The organism is Inhella sp. (assembly GCF_027532025.1).
In the GTDB taxonomy this organism is placed as follows: domain Bacteria; phylum Pseudomonadota; class Gammaproteobacteria; order Burkholderiales; family Burkholderiaceae_C; genus Inhella.
The window spans coordinates 1-15522 of the sequence record NZ_JAPZSY010000138.1; the positions used below are offsets into that span (position 1 = coordinate 1).

11 protein-coding genes are annotated in these 15522 nt (G+C 66.0%); 7 read left to right on the forward strand and 4 right to left on the reverse strand.

Features of this window, described 5'->3' with window-relative positions; translation table 11 throughout:
* Positions 1-30: 30 nt before the first annotated feature.
* The gene (gene hemL, locus O9335_RS16070; protein WP_298389985.1) at positions 31-1314 is read right to left on the reverse strand and encodes a glutamate-1-semialdehyde 2,1-aminomutase; all 1284 of its coding nucleotides are present in this window, start codon (positions 1312-1314) and stop codon (positions 31-33) included.
* A gap of 10 nt (positions 1315-1324) precedes the next feature.
* On the reverse strand, positions 1325-2251 hold the full coding sequence (locus tag O9335_RS16075) for a bifunctional hydroxymethylpyrimidine kinase/phosphomethylpyrimidine kinase (RefSeq protein ID WP_298389988.1): 927 nt from the start codon (positions 2249-2251) through the stop codon (positions 1325-1327).
* Between the two features lie 183 nt (positions 2252-2434).
* On the opposite strand from O9335_RS16075, the gene O9335_RS16080 reads away from it, so the two are divergent.
* The 7 genes from O9335_RS16080 (at position 2435) to O9335_RS16110 (ending at position 13833) form a co-directional block, all read left to right on the forward strand.
* A complete protein-coding gene (locus tag O9335_RS16080; RefSeq protein WP_298390044.1) occupies positions 2435-2587 on the forward strand; it encodes a rubredoxin in 153 nt (50 codons plus the stop codon).
* A 27-nt stretch (positions 2588-2614) separates the two neighbouring features.
* Complete coding sequence (locus O9335_RS16085; protein WP_298389991.1) at positions 2615-3004, forward strand: response regulator; 390 nt, start codon at positions 2615-2617, stop codon at positions 3002-3004.
* Between the two features lie 9 nt (positions 3005-3013).
* A complete protein-coding gene (locus tag O9335_RS16090; protein WP_298389994.1) occupies positions 3014-3379 on the forward strand; it encodes a response regulator in 366 nt (121 codons plus the stop codon).
* A gap of 1 nt (position 3380) precedes the next feature.
* Complete coding sequence (locus tag O9335_RS16095) at positions 3381-3908, forward strand: chemotaxis protein CheW (protein WP_298389997.1); 528 nt, start codon at positions 3381-3383, stop codon at positions 3906-3908.
* 79 nt (positions 3909-3987) lie between these two features.
* Positions 3988-6243, forward strand: a complete 2256-nt coding sequence (locus O9335_RS16100; RefSeq protein ID WP_298390000.1) for a methyl-accepting chemotaxis protein — start codon at positions 3988-3990, stop codon at positions 6241-6243.
* Positions 6244-6270: 27 nt separating this feature from the next.
* On the forward strand, positions 6271-12774 hold the full coding sequence (locus O9335_RS16105) for an Hpt domain-containing protein (RefSeq protein ID WP_298390003.1): 6504 nt from the start codon (positions 6271-6273) through the stop codon (positions 12772-12774).
* Between the two features lie 21 nt (positions 12775-12795).
* Complete coding sequence (locus O9335_RS16110; protein ID WP_298390006.1) at positions 12796-13833, forward strand: GGDEF domain-containing protein; 1038 nt, start codon at positions 12796-12798, stop codon at positions 13831-13833.
* A gap of 81 nt (positions 13834-13914) precedes the next feature.
* On the opposite strand, the gene O9335_RS16115 is transcribed toward O9335_RS16110, so the two are convergent.
* Both O9335_RS16115 and O9335_RS16120 read right to left on the reverse strand, forming a co-directional pair.
* Positions 13915-14541: an OmpW family outer membrane protein gene (locus O9335_RS16115; RefSeq protein ID WP_298390009.1), complete on the reverse strand. Its 627-nt coding sequence runs from the start codon at positions 14539-14541 to the stop codon at positions 13915-13917.
* Between the two features lie 124 nt (positions 14542-14665).
* On the reverse strand, positions 14666-15469 hold the full coding sequence (locus O9335_RS16120) for a glycerophosphodiester phosphodiesterase family protein (RefSeq protein WP_298390012.1): 804 nt from the start codon (positions 15467-15469) through the stop codon (positions 14666-14668).
* Between the last annotated feature and the right edge of the window lie 53 nt (positions 15470-15522).

Consider the following 15522-nt stretch of genomic DNA (forward strand, 5'->3'; position numbering starts at 1 on the left):
AGCGGGCCGCTCAAAAAGGAGGTTGGGGTTTCAAAGGGCCTCGCGCGCCGCTGCCAGCGTGGCGTCGATGTCGGCCTGCGTGTGCGCGGCGCTCACAAAGCCGGCTTCGTAGAGTGCGGGCGCGAAGTACACCCCGCGGTCCAGCATGCCGTGGAAGAAGCGATTGAAGGCCGGGCCGTCGGTGGTCATCACGGTGCTGTAGTTCTGCGGCAGCGTGGGCAGCAAGAAGAAGCCAAACATGCCGCCTTCGCTGTCGCCACAGAACGGGATCCCCTTGTGCATGGCCACCGCTTGCAGGCCTTCGACGAGGTTGCGCGTGCGGGCCGCCAAAGCGCCGAAGAACCCAGGCTTTTCGATCTCGCGCAACGTGGCCAAGCCGCAGGCCGTCGCCACGGGGTTGCCGCTCAGGGTGCCTGCTTGGTACACGCCGCCCAGCGGCGCTAGCTTGGCCATGATGTCGCGCCGGCCACCAAAAGCCGCCAGCGGCATGCCGCCGCCGATGACCTTGCCCAGCACCGTGAGGTCGGGTGCAAAGCCGGGAATGGCTTGCGCGTACAACGACTGCGCCCCACCCAAGGCGACGCGGAAGCCCGTCATCACTTCATCCAGGATGAGCAGCGCGCCATGCTGCGTGCACAACTCACGCAGGCGCTTCATGAAAGGCACTTGCGTGCGCACAAAGTTCATGTTGCCTGCGATGGGCTCGATCATCACAGCCGCCAGCTCGGCGCCATGCTTTTGGAAGGCCAGCTCGAGTGCCTCCATGTCGTTGAACGGCAGCACCAGGGTGTGCTGGGCCACCTCGGCCGGAACGCCTGCGCTGGTGGGGTGTCCGAAGGTGGCCAATCCCGAACCCGCCTTGACCAGCAGCGCATCCGCGTGACCGTGGTAGTGACCCTCGAACTTGATGAACAGGCTGCGGTCCGTGTAGCCGCGCGCCAAGCGGATGCAGCTCATGCCCGCTTCGGTGCCTGAGCTGACGAGGCGGATTTGCTCGACCGAGGGCAAGTGGGCCATCACCGCTTCGGCCAGCTCCACTTCGCGCTCGGTGGGGGCGCCAAACGAGAAGCCGTCCCGCAGCGCCCGTTGCACGGCCTCCACCACCACGGGGTGGCCGTGGCCCAGGATCATCGGCCCCCAAGACCCGATGTAGTCGATGTAACGCGTGCCGTTGGCGTCCCAGAAGTGCGCGCCCTGCGCGCGTTGGACGAAGCGCGGCGTGCCGCCCACGGCGCGAAAGGCACGCACGGGCGAGTTGACCCCGCCGGGAATGCAGGCTTGCGCCCGCTCGAAGAGCTCTTGGTTGCGGTCCATCGGTCGGGCCTCAATGCATCCGGCGCGGGGGCGGCGGGGTGTCGTCGGTTGGCGGGTTGGGCGGCTCGCCGTCCAGCTCGCTGCCCTCTTCGGGCGGCAGGGCCCAGAAGAAGCGATCGGGAATGACGTGGCCCATGCCGGCCTGGAAGCCGGCGTCCAGGGCTTGGTCGAGAAAGGTCAGCGCCTCGCCCACGGCCTCGTGCAAATCCACGCCCGCCGCCAGCAGGGCGGCCAAGGCGCCAGACAAGGTGTCGCCCGCGCCGATGAAACCGGCTTCAAAGCGCTCGAATTTTTCGCCGGTGATCGGGCCCTGCGGCCCGGCCAACACGTTGTCCACGTGCTGGTTGGGCAGGGTGATGCCCGTCACCAAGGTGTGGGCAGCTCCCAGTTTGTGCGCCGCCACGGCCAGCTCGCGCGGCGAGGCCGGGCGGTCGGCTTCCCAGTCGGGCAGCAGGAACTCGGTCAATACGGCGTGATTGCCCACCAGCACGGTGGTTTGCGGCAACACGAGTTCGCGCAGCGCATCCTGGTAGCTCTGCTGCTGCTCGTCGTCGAGCCAGGGCGTGGCTGGCAGGTAAGTCACCAGCGGCAGGTCGGGGTAGTCGCTCAAGATCTCCGCCACGGCGGCCACGGTTTCGGCGTTGCCCAAGAAACCCACTTTCCAGGCGCTGAGCGGCATGTCTTCCAACACCGATCGAGCCTGCTCCGACACCAGTTCGTCGTCCAGTGCGTGGTGCTCGAAGACCTCCGCCGTGTCGCGCACTAGGATGCTCGTCACCACGGGCAACGGGTGCCCCCCCATCGCCACGATGGCCGCTTGGTCGGCCCCCAGTCCGGCCGCGCCGGTGGGCTCGCTGGCGTTGAAGCTCATGACGCTGGGCGGGGCGGCCTCCTCAGCGGGGGGCGATTCGGCGTCGGGGAGTTCGGCAGGGCTCATGTCGAGTGGGGCGCGGCCGTGCAAAAACACCTGTTTGGAGCGGTTTGCCCCCGGGATTTCCCATGGGTGTTCCCCCAGGAAGAGGGGGGGGCCGTGCATAGAATGAAACGATTGTAGTGAGCGCCGTCTAAGCCGGTGCGGTCGTGGAAAAGGACGAACTTGAGCAACGAATTCAGCACTTGGATGTGCCTGATCTGCGGTTGGATTTACGACGAAGCCACGGGGGATCCGGAGCACGGCATTCCGGCTGGCACGCGCTGGGCCGAGGTCGACATGAACTGGACCTGCCCGGAATGCGGCGCCCGCAAAGACGACTTCGAAATGGTGCGCATCTGATCGACCATCTGCCAGGGAGTGAACACCGTGAGTGACGCCCAAGCCCCCAGCCCCGGTGCCAAGGTGCTGGTGATTGACGACAGCAACACCATCCGTCGCAGCGCAGAGATCTTTCTGAAGCAGGGCGGGTTCACGGTACTGCTGGCCGAGGATGGTTTCGATGCCCTGGCCAAGCTTGGCGACTTCAAGCCTGACCTCGTGTTTTGCGACATCCTGATGCCGCGGCTCGATGGCTACCAAGCCTGCGCGATCATCAAGCGCAACCCGGAGTTCGCCAACGTGCCTGTCATCATGCTGTCTTCCAAAGACGGCCTCTTCGACAAGGCCCGCGGTCGGATGGTGGGTTCGCAGGACTACCTCACCAAGCCCTTCACCAAAGACCAACTGCTGCAAGCCGTACGACAGCACCTCTCCTGAGGAAGCCCCATGCCTATCAAGAACATCCTCCTGGTCGACGACTCCAAGACCGAGCTGCACCACCTCAGCGAAATCCTGACCAAGCGCGGTTTTTCGGTGCGAACCGCCGAAAACGGCGAAGAAGCCTGGAAGCGTCTGGCAGAGGGCACGCCCGACTTGATCTTGATGGACGTGGTGATGCCGGGGCAAAACGGATTCCAACTCACGCGCGCCATCACCCGGGACGAGCGCTATGCCCAGGTGCCGGTCATCATGTGCACCAGCAAGAATCAGGAAACCGACCGGGTCTGGGGCCTGCGCCAAGGCGCGAAGGACTACGTGGTGAAGCCCGTGCAAGCCGAAGAGCTGCTCGCCAAGATCCAGGCGTTGGACTGACATGGGCAACAAGGTCGCCCTTCGCGAGTTCCAGCAGCGACTCGCTGAGCGCTTGGCTGCGGCCAAGGTGCAGTCCCAGGCCTCCCGCTGGTTGGCGGTGGACTGTGGTGGCCTGGGTCTCTTGTTGCCCCTGCAGCAGGCGGGCGAAATCTTCGCGCCCATGCCCATGACCACGGTGCCCTACACCCAGCCCTGGATGTTGGGGGTGGCCAATCTGCGGGGCGGGTTGCACGCCGTCGTGGACTTGTCGGTCTTCTTGGGGCTGCGGCAGCGGCCGCGCTCCGATGGAGGCGGGCGGCTGGTTTCGATGAGCGGTGACCTCCACATCAATTGCGCTTTGCTCGTGGATCGCCTGCTAGGCCTTCGCAGCGACGACCAATTGCGCCGGGTGACCGAGCCCAGCGATGCACCCCGCCCCCATTTCGCCAGCGAGCAGCGCGAAGACGAACAAGGCCGACGTTGGCAGGTGCTGGATCTGGAACTGTTGGCTCGGTTTGAGCCTTTTTTGAACATCGTGGCGGCGGCCTGACTGCCGTCTGCGAACCCTGCATCCATCGGCGCGCCAACGCAACGACCGCCTCAAGAATCCAACCTCGAAGAGGGTCCCCATGAGCCTACTGGACAAAATGAAGAACACGGGCAACGGTGCCGATTCCAACCGCCAAGAAGCGCGCGACAGCGTGTACGAGGCGGTGCATCTGGACGCGCCAGGCGCTGACACCACCATCATCCCTAGCGCGTTGCCAGACAGCCAGTTGTCGCCCGGTGGCGACAGCACCTTGGCCAGCACGGTGTACTCAACCATGGAGCCGCTCCAGGTCAAGATCGGCGACCGGACGCTGAGCTGGCAAAAGCTGTACGCCGGGTTGGCGGTGGCGGGCCTGGTGGGCACGCTGGTGATGGTGGTGCTCAACACGTGGCTGGCCAGCCGCAGCGCTGAGCAGGTGCGCGCCGCCGGTCAAGCGCTGACGCAGTCGCAGCGTCTGGCCAAGGCCACCTCAACCGCGATGGTGGGCAACCCCGTGGCCTTCTCTGAACTGCGGGAAAGCTTGGACGTGTTGACCGGCGTGACCCGCAACTTGGCCGGCGGCGAGGGCCCCTTGGCTCGTGCGCCCGGCACGGTGCGCAAGGCGTTGGAGCCGGTGGCGCCCCTGGTGGACAGCGCTGAAAAGCAAGTGAAGGTCATCGAAGAGCAGGAAAAGGTTCTGACCCAGGTGGGGCAGTCGCTGCGCGCCATCAATCGCGAGTCGTCCGACTTGCTGGAGGCCGCCGAAGGCGTGGCGTCGCACAGCTTGCAGACGGGAGGCTCGACCATCGAAATCGCGGCCACCGGCCAGTTGGTGATGCTGACGCAGCGCATCGGCAAGAGCGCCTCTGAGTTCCTGACCCAGGAGGGCGTCTCGGCCGAGGCGGTGTTCTTGCTCGGCAACGACTTGAACGCATTCAAGTCCATCGCCGACGGGCTGCTCAACGGCAGCCGCGAACTGAACCTGCCGCCGGCGCGTGACGCGACGGCGCGGGAAAACCTCAAAAAGCTGCTCGCAAGGTTCGACAGCACGCGCAGTCAGGCCGACGCGGTGTTGAACAACTTGAGCGGCCTGACCTCCGCGCGCGAAGCCGCCAACGAAATCCTGAAGAGCTCGGAAGACCTGCGCAAGGGCTTGGAAACCGTCGGTGAGCGGATGGACAAAGAGAGCGGCTTGTCGGGTTGGCAGGTCTTCCTTCTGGTGATCTTCGTGGCAGCCTTGGGCTACGGTTCCTACGGGCTGTTCCAGCTGTACGTATCCGGTCAGCAGCGTCGTGCACAGTTGGCCGAAGAGCAACGGCGCCAAGCCCAGGCGCAAGAGCTGGAGGCCAAGCGCGTCAACGACGCCAACCAGGCTGCCATTCTTCGGCTGATGAACGAACTGCAGGCGGTGGCCGAGGGCGACTTGACCCAACAGGCTACGGTGACGGAAGACATCACCGGCGCGATTGCCGACTCGGTGAACTACACCGTTGAAGAGCTGCGAACCCTGGTCGGTCAGGTGCAGGCCACTGCGGCACGGGTGACGGAAACCACCGGTCAGGTTGACCAGACCTCCACCGAGCTGTTGGCCGCCTCGACCGAACAGCTGCGGGAGATCCGAGCCACGGGCGACGCGGTGTTGCAGATGGCCACCCGAATCAACGAAGTGTCGACGCAGGCCGAAGACGTGGCCGATGTGGCCCGCAAGTCGCGTGAAGCGGCGGAGCAAGGCAAGAGCGCGATGCAGAACAACCGCCAGGGTATGAACGCCATTCGCGATCAGATCCAGGAGACCTCCAAGCGCATCAAGCGGCTGGGCGAGTCGTCCCAGGAGATCGGCGAGATCACGGAGCTGATTTCTGACATTACCGAGCAAACCAACGTGCTGGCCTTGAACGCCGCCATCCAAGCGGCCTCCGCCGGAGATGCCGGTCGCGGTTTCTCGGTGGTGGCGGAGGAAGTGCAGCGACTGGCCGAGCGCTCGGCCGACGCCACGCGCCGAATCGCAGCGCTGGTGAAAGCCATTCAGACCGACACCCAAGACGCCGTGGCCGCCATGGAGCGTTCGACCTCTGGGGTGGTGGAGGGGACCAAGCTGTCCGATGCCGCGGGTCAGGCCTTGGAAGAGATCGACACCGTGGCGCGCCAGTTGGACGAGATGGTGGCCAACATCACGAACCGCGCGAAGGAGGAGGCCACCTCCGCCAACGACGTGGCGGCCAACATCCAGCACATCTTCGCCGTGACCGAGCAAACCTCCGAGGGGACGCGCTCGACGGCCAAGATGGTGCACGAGTTGTCCCGCTCGGCCGACGCTTTGAAGACCTCGGTGGCCCGATTCAAGGTCAACGCCTAAGCGGCGACCACAACCCGTCCGCGTTCCATGACCGACTCTGTCCTCCCCACGGCCAGCGACGACCTGACGCCCTTGGCGTGGGTCCACGAGGAGCTGCGCCGCACGCTGGAAGGCGTGCACAAGGGCTTGCGCCGCACCTTGCGCGAGTACGACCTGCGTCTAGCCAGCAACCAGCTGGACGAAACGCAAACCCGAACGGTTCTGGGGCAGCAGGCCGCGGCCATGCACCAAGGCTCGGGTGCGTTGCAGATGGTGGGCATGCGCGAAGGCGCGTTGGTGCTGCAGGCCAACGAAGCCTTGCTCCGCCGCATGATGGACGAAGCGGCCATCAACCAAGCGCAAGTGGAAGCGCTGGAGCGGGCCGACTTCGCGGTGTTGACCTACATCACCCGCATGCTGGCGGCTGCACGCCCCTCTCCTTTGACCCTGTTCCCGGTGTACCGCGCCGTGCAGGAGTTGAACAAGGCCGGCCGCATCCACCCGGCCGACTTCTGGCCCGCGCAGTTCCAGTGGCATCCCTTGCCGCCCCTGGTGCTCGATCAGGCCGTGCCGCCGGTGGACGCGCTCCGAACCGCGTTCGACACGGCGCTGCTGCGGTACTTGCGGCAGCCCACGCCGCCGCATGCATTGCAGCTGGCCGACTTGTGCAAAGCGCTGAGCAACGACCTGCCCGACGAGCCATTGACGAGTTTTTGGCAGTTGGCCTCGGCCCAGTACGAAGCTTTGGCGTGCCAACTCATCGAAGGCGACGCCTTCGTCAAGCGCTTGGGTTCCCGCTTGGTCGCGCAATTGCGCAGCCATGCTCAGGGCCACCGAGAGGTGTCGGAGCGCCTGATCCAGGACCTGTTGTTCTTCTGTGCGCAAAGCCGTGAACCGGAGCCAGGCACGGCCCCCTGCTTGGAGGCCGTGCGCCGCATTTATGGTCTGTCGGACATCAGCGCAGGCGACTACCGCGACGAAAGCCTCGGACGCGTCGACCCCAGTTGGGTGGCCCAGGCCTTGCGCCGCTTGCACACCGCCAAGGAAGCGTGGAGCGCCAGCTCCGAGGGCGATGTTCCGCGGGCTGCGGGCATGGAAGAAGCTTTCGCTGCGCTGGGTGAATCCCTGACGCAGTTGTTCCCCAATGGCGAATTCCTGGGGCAAACTTTGCAGCGCGCTGCCTTGGTGACGGCACGGGCAGGCCACCGGCCGCCCGCGGCCTTGGCCATGGAAATGGCCTCGGCGATGCTGTACCTCGAAGCCGCCTTGGAAGACGCTGTTTTCGACCAGCCCGAGCAGGGCCCCCGCGTGGCGCGACTCGCCGAGCGCGTGCAACAAGCGGCCACCGGCCAGCCCAGTGAGGCGCTTGAGCCCTGGATGGAGGACGTCTTCCGCCGCGTGAGCGACCGCCAGACCATGAGCGGGGTGGTGCAGGAGCTGCGCCACAGCATGCAGGAGGTCGAGCGTCTGGTCGACGAGTACTTCCGCGACCCGGCCGCCCGGCGGGCCCAACTGGTCCAAGTGCCGGGCCCGTTGACGGCCATGCGCGGGGTGCTGAGCGTGTTGGGACTACCGCAAGCGGCTATCGCTTGCGTGCGCATGCGCGACGACGTCGACCGCTTGGCCGAAACCGAGGTGGATCCCACCCTGCCAGGCCCGCAGATCATCTTCGACCGCTTGGCCAGCAACTTGGGTCAGCTGGGCTTCCTGATCGACATGCTCAACGTGCAGCCGCACTTGGTGAAGTCGATGTTCCGCTTCGACGAGGAGCGCGGCGAGTTGGTGGCCGAGGTGGCGCCCAGTCGCCGCAAGGCGCCTGCGACCGAGGCGCCTTTGGTGGAGCAGGTGCGTGCTGCCGTGCAAGCCGCGCCGGCCGACCCCGCTCAGGCTGCTCGAGATCTGGAGCGATTGGCGCTGCAGGCGGCCGCTGACGACCAGCCGGCACTGGCGCTCGTGACGCACGGGGCAGCGCTCGAACTGGAGCCCCAAGGGCGCGACTTGTCCGCCCTGGAGCTCCCAGACCTCGAGTTGCCCGAGCTTCCGGTTGTCACACCCCCGAACGAGCCCGCTGGTGCCCAGGCCCTGAGCGGCACCGAAGCGCTGACGGCCTACCTGGATTCGCAGCCAGCCACGCTGCCCGAGCCTACGCCGGCGCCGGCGTCGGCTCCCCTGCCGAGCACCGACGAAGAGATTGACGAGGAGATGCTCGAGATCTTCTTGGAGGAGGCCGGTGAGGTCGTCGGTCAAGCCCGCGACGCTTTGGCGCTGCTCCAACAAGATCCAGCCGATCGCGCGCAGATCACCAACGTGCGGCGCTCGTTCCACACGCTCAAGGGCAGCTCACGGATGGTGGGCCTCAACGTGTTTGGAGAGGCCGCTTGGTCGGTGGAACAGTTGTTCAACAAGCTGTTGAGCGACGACGCCGCGTTGTCCGTCGAGGTTCGACAGTTCACGTCCGATGCCCTCGACGAGCTGTCCGATTGGCGCAGCGACATCGCCGCAGGCGCCGCGGGTCAACGAACCCCAGAGGGCTTGCGCCAACGTGCAGACGCCCTGCGCCTCGGGCAACCATGGCCCCAGCCTGTGGTCGAACCCGTCGCCGAAGCGGTGTCCGAATCCGAGGCGCCGCTGCCCGACTTGGAGGAGCCGCTGCCCGAAGTGGCGCCCTCGATGGAAACGGAGCTCAACGTCGAGTTGGCGATGGAGGTCCTGGAGCAAGAGGCTGCTGCCGCCGAGGCCGACGAGGCCGCCTTGTTGGAGCAGGGTGCCGCCACGAGCTTGACGCCCGAGGAAGGCCTCCTCGTGGGGGACAGCGGCGACCTGCTGGCCGGAGAGGCGGACGTCGAGACGTCGCCCTCGCTCGAGCCCCTGGGTGTCGACGTCCCACTCACCCAGCCGGCTGCGTTGGACGGTCTGGAAGTCGACACCTTGCCGGGAGGCGACCTGTCGGACGAGTCCGTTCGCTTGGCGTTCGAGCCAGATTCACCCGTCGCCATGGCCGACACGGAGCCTGTCCCCCTGGACGAGCCGGTGGTGTTGGAGGTCGCGCTGGATGGCCTCGAGACCGCCGAGAGCCTCGCCGTGGGCGAGGTCACGATCGACTTGGGCGAGCCGACCGAGCCGGCGCCGCTCGCAGCACCAGAAACCTTGCCCGATTTGGACTTGGCCGTGGCGCTTGCTGCACCGGCCGATGCGACGCCCTCCAGTGACGTCGCCGAGGCGCAGCCCGACGAAGAATGGGTGCTGCCCTTGGAGGCGCCTCCCGCTGCCGAGCCCCTCGAGGCGGCTGCCGAAGGGGAGCCGATCGCAGCGCAGGAGCCCGAGGCGGAAGTCCATCCGGGGCAAGACCCCGAAATGGTGCTCGACGTGGCGCCGGAGATCTTGGCTGAGCCAGCGTCCGAAGCCGCTCCCGAGCCGGCCGTCGAGCCGCTGCCCGACACCTTGCCGTCGCCTCTGGAAAGTGAGGGTGACTTCGTCCTGACCTTTGGCGACAGCATCATCCCGAGTGACGACGTCTTGGCGATCACCTCGCCGCCCGAGCCCGAGCCGGTGGTGCCACTGGAAGCGCTGGTGGAGGCCGTCGAAGCCGCCCATGTCGCGCCCGTGACTGACGGCCTGGAGGTGGGGTCGGAGGCTGCTCCCGCCTTGGACAGCACCGACGGGGAAGAGCGGCTCCGCCGCATCGGCGACCTCCGGCTGAGCGAAACGCTGTACGGCATCTTCATCGGGGAGGCCGACGAACTCGCTCGTCGGCTGACGGTGGGCCTGCACGACTGGGCTCAGGTCCACGACGAAGCGCCGCCCACGAGCGCCGAGGTGCAGGCGCATGCTTTGGCTGGCAACTCGGCCACGGTGGGCTTCGAGGTCCTGTCCGTGCTGGCGCGGGCTTTGGAACACGCTCTGGGGCGGGCGCAACAGGCCCAGGCTTGGAGCGCCGAATCCGCGGCGCTGTTCACCCGCAGTGCCGATGCCATCGCGCAACTGCTGCACCAGTTTGCGGCGGGCTTCTTGGAGACCCCGGACCCCGGCTTGGTGCCCGCCTTGCAGGCCTACCAGCCTGAAGTCCTGCCCGAGGGGATCGATGCCGATCGGCTGCCGGTGGAATCGCCGCCTGACACGTCCCCGGCGCCTGCCGTGTCGCTCTTGGACGATGACGATTTCGTGCCGGGTGAACCCGACCAGATCGACGACGAGTTGTGGGAGATTTTCGAGGAGGAAGCCAGCGACCTCTTGCACCAACTGCAAGGGCGTTTGCGGGACTGGACCGCGCACCCGCAGGACGTGGCCCGCGGCGATGCTTGCATGCGCACGCTCCACACCTTCAAGGGCGGGGCCCGCTTGGCAGGCGCCATGCGGCTGGGCGATTTGGCGCACCGCCTGGAAACCGATGTCGCGGCCTTGATGGCGGCCGACCATCGCAGCGCCGGCGACCTAGTGCCATTGCAGCACCGCGGGGACGACATCGATGCTGAGTTCGAGCGTTTGCGCCAGCAGCTGCGCGAGGGCATCAAACCGGGGGCGGCGCCGGTCGCGGCCCCGGAGGTCGACGTTCAACCCGAACCGACCCCGATGGTGCCGATCTCGCCCTTGGTCGTCGAGCCGCTGGTCCCGCCAGTGCAAGAGCCGGCCCTGTTGCCAGAGGCGGTCGACTGGTCGCGCTTCCTGGGGCACGATGCCCGCGAGATCGCCGCCGCCGATGCCGCCCCCTTGGTCGGGGCGCAAGCCATGGTTCGCGTTCGTGCCAGTTTGTTGGACCGCTTGGCCGCACAGGCGGGCGAAGTCTCCATCCGTCGTGCGCGGATGGAGAGCGAGCTCTCGCAAATGAAGACGGCCTTGCTCGAACTCGACGACAACCTGGAGCGTTTGCGCTTGCAGTTGCGCGAGCTGGAGGTGCAGGCCGAGGCGCAGATCAGTTCCCGTCAGGAGCAGGCCAAGGCGGCTGGCAGCGATTTCGACCCCTTGGAGTTCGACCGCTACACCCGCTTCCAGGAAGTCACGCGCATGCTGGCCGAGTCGGTGAACGACGTGGCCACGGTGCAGCGCAGCTTGCAGCGCAACTTGGCTCAAGGCGAAGACGAACTGGCCGCGCAAAGCCGACTCACCCGCGAGTTGCAGGACGACTTGCTGCGCTCGCGCATGGTGGAGTTCGACTCTCTGGCGGAACGTTTGCATCGCGTGGTGCGGCAAGCCGCTCGGGAAAGCGGCAAGCAGGCGCAACTGGAAATCAGTGGTGGCGGCATCGAACTCGATCGAGGCGTGTTGGAGCGCCTGATTGGGGCCTTCGAGCACCTGTTGCGCAACAGCGTGGTCCACGGCATCGAGCCCGCCGAGGTGCGCGCGCAAGCGGGCAAGTCGGACATGGGTGTCCTGCGCATCCGCCTGGCCCAAGAGGGCAACCAAGTGCTCATCGCGTTCAGCGACGACGGCGCGGGCTTGAGCCTGCAGGGCATTCGCGCGAAGGCGGCGCACTTAGGGCTGCTGCCTGAGGGACGAGAGCCGACCGAAGCCGAGTTGGTGCAGATGATCTACGCGCCGGGCTTCTCTACGGCATCCAACGTCAGCGAACTGGCGGGCCGGGGCGTGGGCATGGACGTGGTGCGTTCCGAGGTGAATACGCTGGGGGGCTACGTGTTAACCCGCACTCAAGCGGGTCGGGGTACTGAGTTCGACTTGCGGGTGCCGCTGACCACCGCGTTGACCCAGGTGGTGGTGCTGCGCTGCGGCGACTTGAAGGTGGCCGTGCCGGCCAGCTTGATCGACACCGTGCTGCGCCTGCCCAACGCCCAACTCAACGAGGCCTACGCCACCGGCACCCTCAAGACAGGGCCTTGGAGCGTGCCGATGTACTGGCTGGGCGGCCTGCTGGCGCACGACGATGCGCCGCAACTGCATGGCAAGCACGCGGCCGTGGTTCTGGTGCACTCGGGGCCGGATCGCATCGCCCTCCACGTGGACGAGGTCGTCGGCAACCAGGAAGTCGTGGTCAAGAACCTCGGCCCGCAACTGATGCACGTGCCGGGACTGGCTGGCATCAGCTTGTTGGCCAGCGGCTCGGTGGCCCTGATCTACAACCCGGTGGCGCTGGCCGAACGATTTGGTCACCTGGCCTTGGAGCGCACGCACGCCGTCGGCAAGCCCGTCGCCGCAGAAGCCGCGCCGATCGAGGTTTTGGCACCGCTCGTCATGGTGGTGGACGATTCGCTCACCGTGCGACGGGTGTCGCAGCGTTTCCTCGAGCGGGAGGGCTACCGCGTCTTGCTGGCCAAGGACGGCTTGGATGCGATGGAGCAGTTGGCGCGCGAAGAGCTTCCGGATATGGTGTTGTCCGATATCGAGATGCCGCGTATGGACGGTTTCGATTTGGTGCGTAATATCCGCGCTGATCAACGCCTGAAAGATTTGCCTGTGGTCATGATCACATCTCGGATTGCCGAGAAGCACCGAGACTACGCGGAGGCGCTGGGCGTCCAGGGCTATTTGGGCAAGCCATATGACGAGGAGCAGTTGCTGGGACTCATCCGTCAACACACCCGCCGGACCGTGGCGGTCTGATCAACCAGGCATCGCACCTGCATGGGCAACGTCGCAGAACAACTCGCCGAACTGACTGGCTACAAGGACCGTGACGTCATGGATGTCACCATGGTCGTGGCCATGCGCGACATGCTGGCGCCCTTGTCCGTCAGCATTTACCGTGCGGTAGGCAGTCCCGAGGACCGTCGTTGGATGACGCGTGCCCGCTTGAAAGGCGACGACGCGGTGGCCTCCGCCGACTCGCTGTCCACCCCCCTGAATGAGTTGCCTGCCCTCGACGAATTCCCAGCGCGCTTGGCTTGCTTGCAAAAGCATGAAGTGCGGGAATCCGGATCCGATGAAGGCGACTCCACCTGCTACTTCCCCTTGCTCAGCGAGCACGACGGCGATGGGGTGCTGGAGATCATTTCTCAAACCCGGCTGAGCCAGGCTGAGCAACGCACGGTCAGCGCCATCGTCAAGGTCTATCACAACTTCCAGGGCTTGCTGGACTACTCGGAGCGCGACACGCTCACGGGCTTGCTCAACCGCAAGACCTTTGACGGCAGCTTCTTGAAGTTGCTGGCGGGGGAAGGAGCACTGGCGAGCACGGCCATCGAGGGCGATCGTCGACACGAAACGGCCCCGGCACACTGGTTGGGCGTGATCGACATCGACCATTTCAAGCGGGTGAACGACAACTTCGGTCACCTGATCGGTGACGAGGTGTTGCTGCTGCTGTCGCGCCTGATGCGGGCCAGCTTCCGCTACCACGACCGCTTGTACCGTTTCGGGGGCGAGGAGTTTGTCGTCTTGCTGCGGGCCGATGGTGTGACCCATGCTGCTGCCGCGTTCGAGCGGCTGCGGCAGCAGTGCCAACAGTACGCCTTCCCGCAGGTGGGGCAAGTGACCCTGTCCATCGGGTTCACCGCCATCCGTCCGGGCGACACACCTGCTGGTGCGTTCGACCGGGCCGACAAAGCCGTTTACCACGCCAAGCACAACGGGCGGAACCAAGTGCATGGTTTCGAGCAGTTGGTCACCGATGGCCACCTGCAAGAAGAGGGCGACAAGGAGAGCGACGTCGAGTTGTTCTGAGGGTCGTTCCCCGCCCCGTCAGCGCTGCGACGAACAAGGCCGCCTTACGGCGGCCTTGTCGTTCTCGCACTCAGCGCGTTGTCAGAAGCGCTTGCCGATGCCGATGCTGAACAAGGTGGGGTCGACTTTGAACTTGCCCACCTTGGTGCCGTTGCTCTTGATGTCCGTGCCGATTTGGACCTTTTTCACGTCCGCGTTGAACAGCCAGCCGCCGCCCAGCGGTACGTCGAACCCCAAGCCGTAGGCGACGCCGAAACTGCTGCCTCCGATGGAGGGGTTCAGGGTCGACTGAACTGCGGGCACGAAGGTGTTGGATGAAAACAGCGTGGCATTGATGCCCAAGCCAGCGTAGGGCCGCCAGCCGCCCGCATCCAAGTGGTACTGCAAACTCAAGGTGGGGGGCAGGTGCTTGAGCGACCCGATGGTGACGCCGTTCGAACGGATGTCGTGTTTCTGGGGGTAAGTCAACACCAACTCGGCGGCCCAGTTCGGGTCGAAAAAGTACGTGATGTCGACTTCGGGGAAGGTCTTGTCGTTCACCGACAGACCCAAGCCGGTGCTGTCTTTGTTGACCGAATTCAGATGCAGGGCGCGACCCCGAACGATCCAGTCGCCGTTGTCTTGGGCGTGTGCGACCGACGCCACCAACACCAGGGTGGTAGCGGCCAGGGTGCTGTAGGCAAAGGCGGCCAATTGCTTGCGGCTCATCGAAAACTCCAAGTGAGGGTGAATCGGATGGCCGCATTGCAAGCTCGGGCTCGGACGAGCCCATTGCGTAGTGTCAATCGCTCTGCGGCAGGGCGGCCGGCGACTGGGCGGCGCTTGACCTGGATCAGACGCCGTGACCACGCCGTTGCGCGGGGGCGACGTCGGGCCGGAACGCCGTCACGGCATCGGTGATCAGGCCATCCACGCCAGCGGCTCGAAGACGAGCAGCCTCCTCGTGGGTGTTGACGGTGTAGGCCAGCGCCCGCAAACCAGCGGCGTGCAAGTTGCGGATCGCCTGCGCATCGAGCGAGCGGTGATGGCACACCACCGCCTGGGCGCTCAGGCCGAGCGCGAGTTGCGGCGCGTCGGGTCGCCACCGTTCCAGCAGCAGCGCCAGGGGCCATGGAGATCCGGTCGGGCGGGGCTCATCGGCTTGGCGTACCGCTCGCAAGGACTCGGGCTCGAAGCTGCTCAACACCGGCGGTCGAGCACCACGCCAATGCTGGCGCAGCCACAGCGCCACACCGTGCCCCAACCTTTGGGCTTGCCCTGGGCTGGGCTTGAGTTCCAGGTTCAACGCCCATTCGCCCTCGGCGGCGGCCGCCGCCAGCGCGGCCAAGCTGCAAACCGGTTCGCCCAAAGTTGCCGGGCCGTGCCAGGCCCCCGCGTCCAGGGTGGTCAGAGTTGACCACGGCGTGGCGGAGCCCACGCCGCGGCCGTTGGTGGTGCGCTCCAAACGCGCGTCGTGGAGCAGGAAGGGCACGCCATCGCTGGACAGCTGCACGTCGCATTCGAACCCGCGCCAGCCCAGTTCGGCCCCCTGGCGAAAGGCGCAGAGCGTGTTCTCCGGCGCCAGCCGACCCGCGCCGCGATGCGCAATCCAGAACGGCAAGGGCCAGTCGGGGGTGGAGGCATGGGTGTCGGGCATGGCGGCATTCGCAATCGGCAAAGTCTTGGGCCTGTGCCCCCAGAGGTTATGCC

Excerpts from the sequence above, each read along its gene's own strand:
- hemL (WP_298389985.1), bottom strand. The coding sequence starts at position 1,314 with ATGGACCGCAACCAAGAGCTCTTCGAGCGGGCGCAAGCCTGCATTCCC.
- O9335_RS16075 (WP_298389988.1), bottom strand. The coding sequence starts at position 2,251 with ATGAGCCCTGCCGAACTCCCCGACGCCGAATCGCCCCCCGCTGAGGAG.
- O9335_RS16080 (WP_298390044.1), top strand. The coding sequence starts at position 2,435 with ATGTGCCTGATCTGCGGTTGGATTTACGACGAAGCCACGGGGGATCCG.
- O9335_RS16090 (WP_298389994.1), top strand. The coding sequence starts at position 3,014 with ATGCCTATCAAGAACATCCTCCTGGTCGACGACTCCAAGACCGAGCTG.
- O9335_RS16095 (WP_298389997.1), top strand. The coding sequence starts at position 3,381 with ATGGGCAACAAGGTCGCCCTTCGCGAGTTCCAGCAGCGACTCGCTGAG.
- O9335_RS16100 (WP_298390000.1), top strand. The coding sequence starts at position 3,988 with ATGAGCCTACTGGACAAAATGAAGAACACGGGCAACGGTGCCGATTCC.
- O9335_RS16105 (WP_298390003.1), top strand. The coding sequence starts at position 6,271 with ATGACCGACTCTGTCCTCCCCACGGCCAGCGACGACCTGACGCCCTTG.
- O9335_RS16110 (WP_298390006.1), top strand. The coding sequence starts at position 12,796 with ATGGGCAACGTCGCAGAACAACTCGCCGAACTGACTGGCTACAAGGAC.
- O9335_RS16115 (WP_298390009.1), bottom strand. The coding sequence starts at position 14,541 with ATGAGCCGCAAGCAATTGGCCGCCTTTGCCTACAGCACCCTGGCCGCT.
- O9335_RS16120 (WP_298390012.1), bottom strand. The coding sequence starts at position 15,469 with ATGCCCGACACCCATGCCTCCACCCCCGACTGGCCCTTGCCGTTCTGG.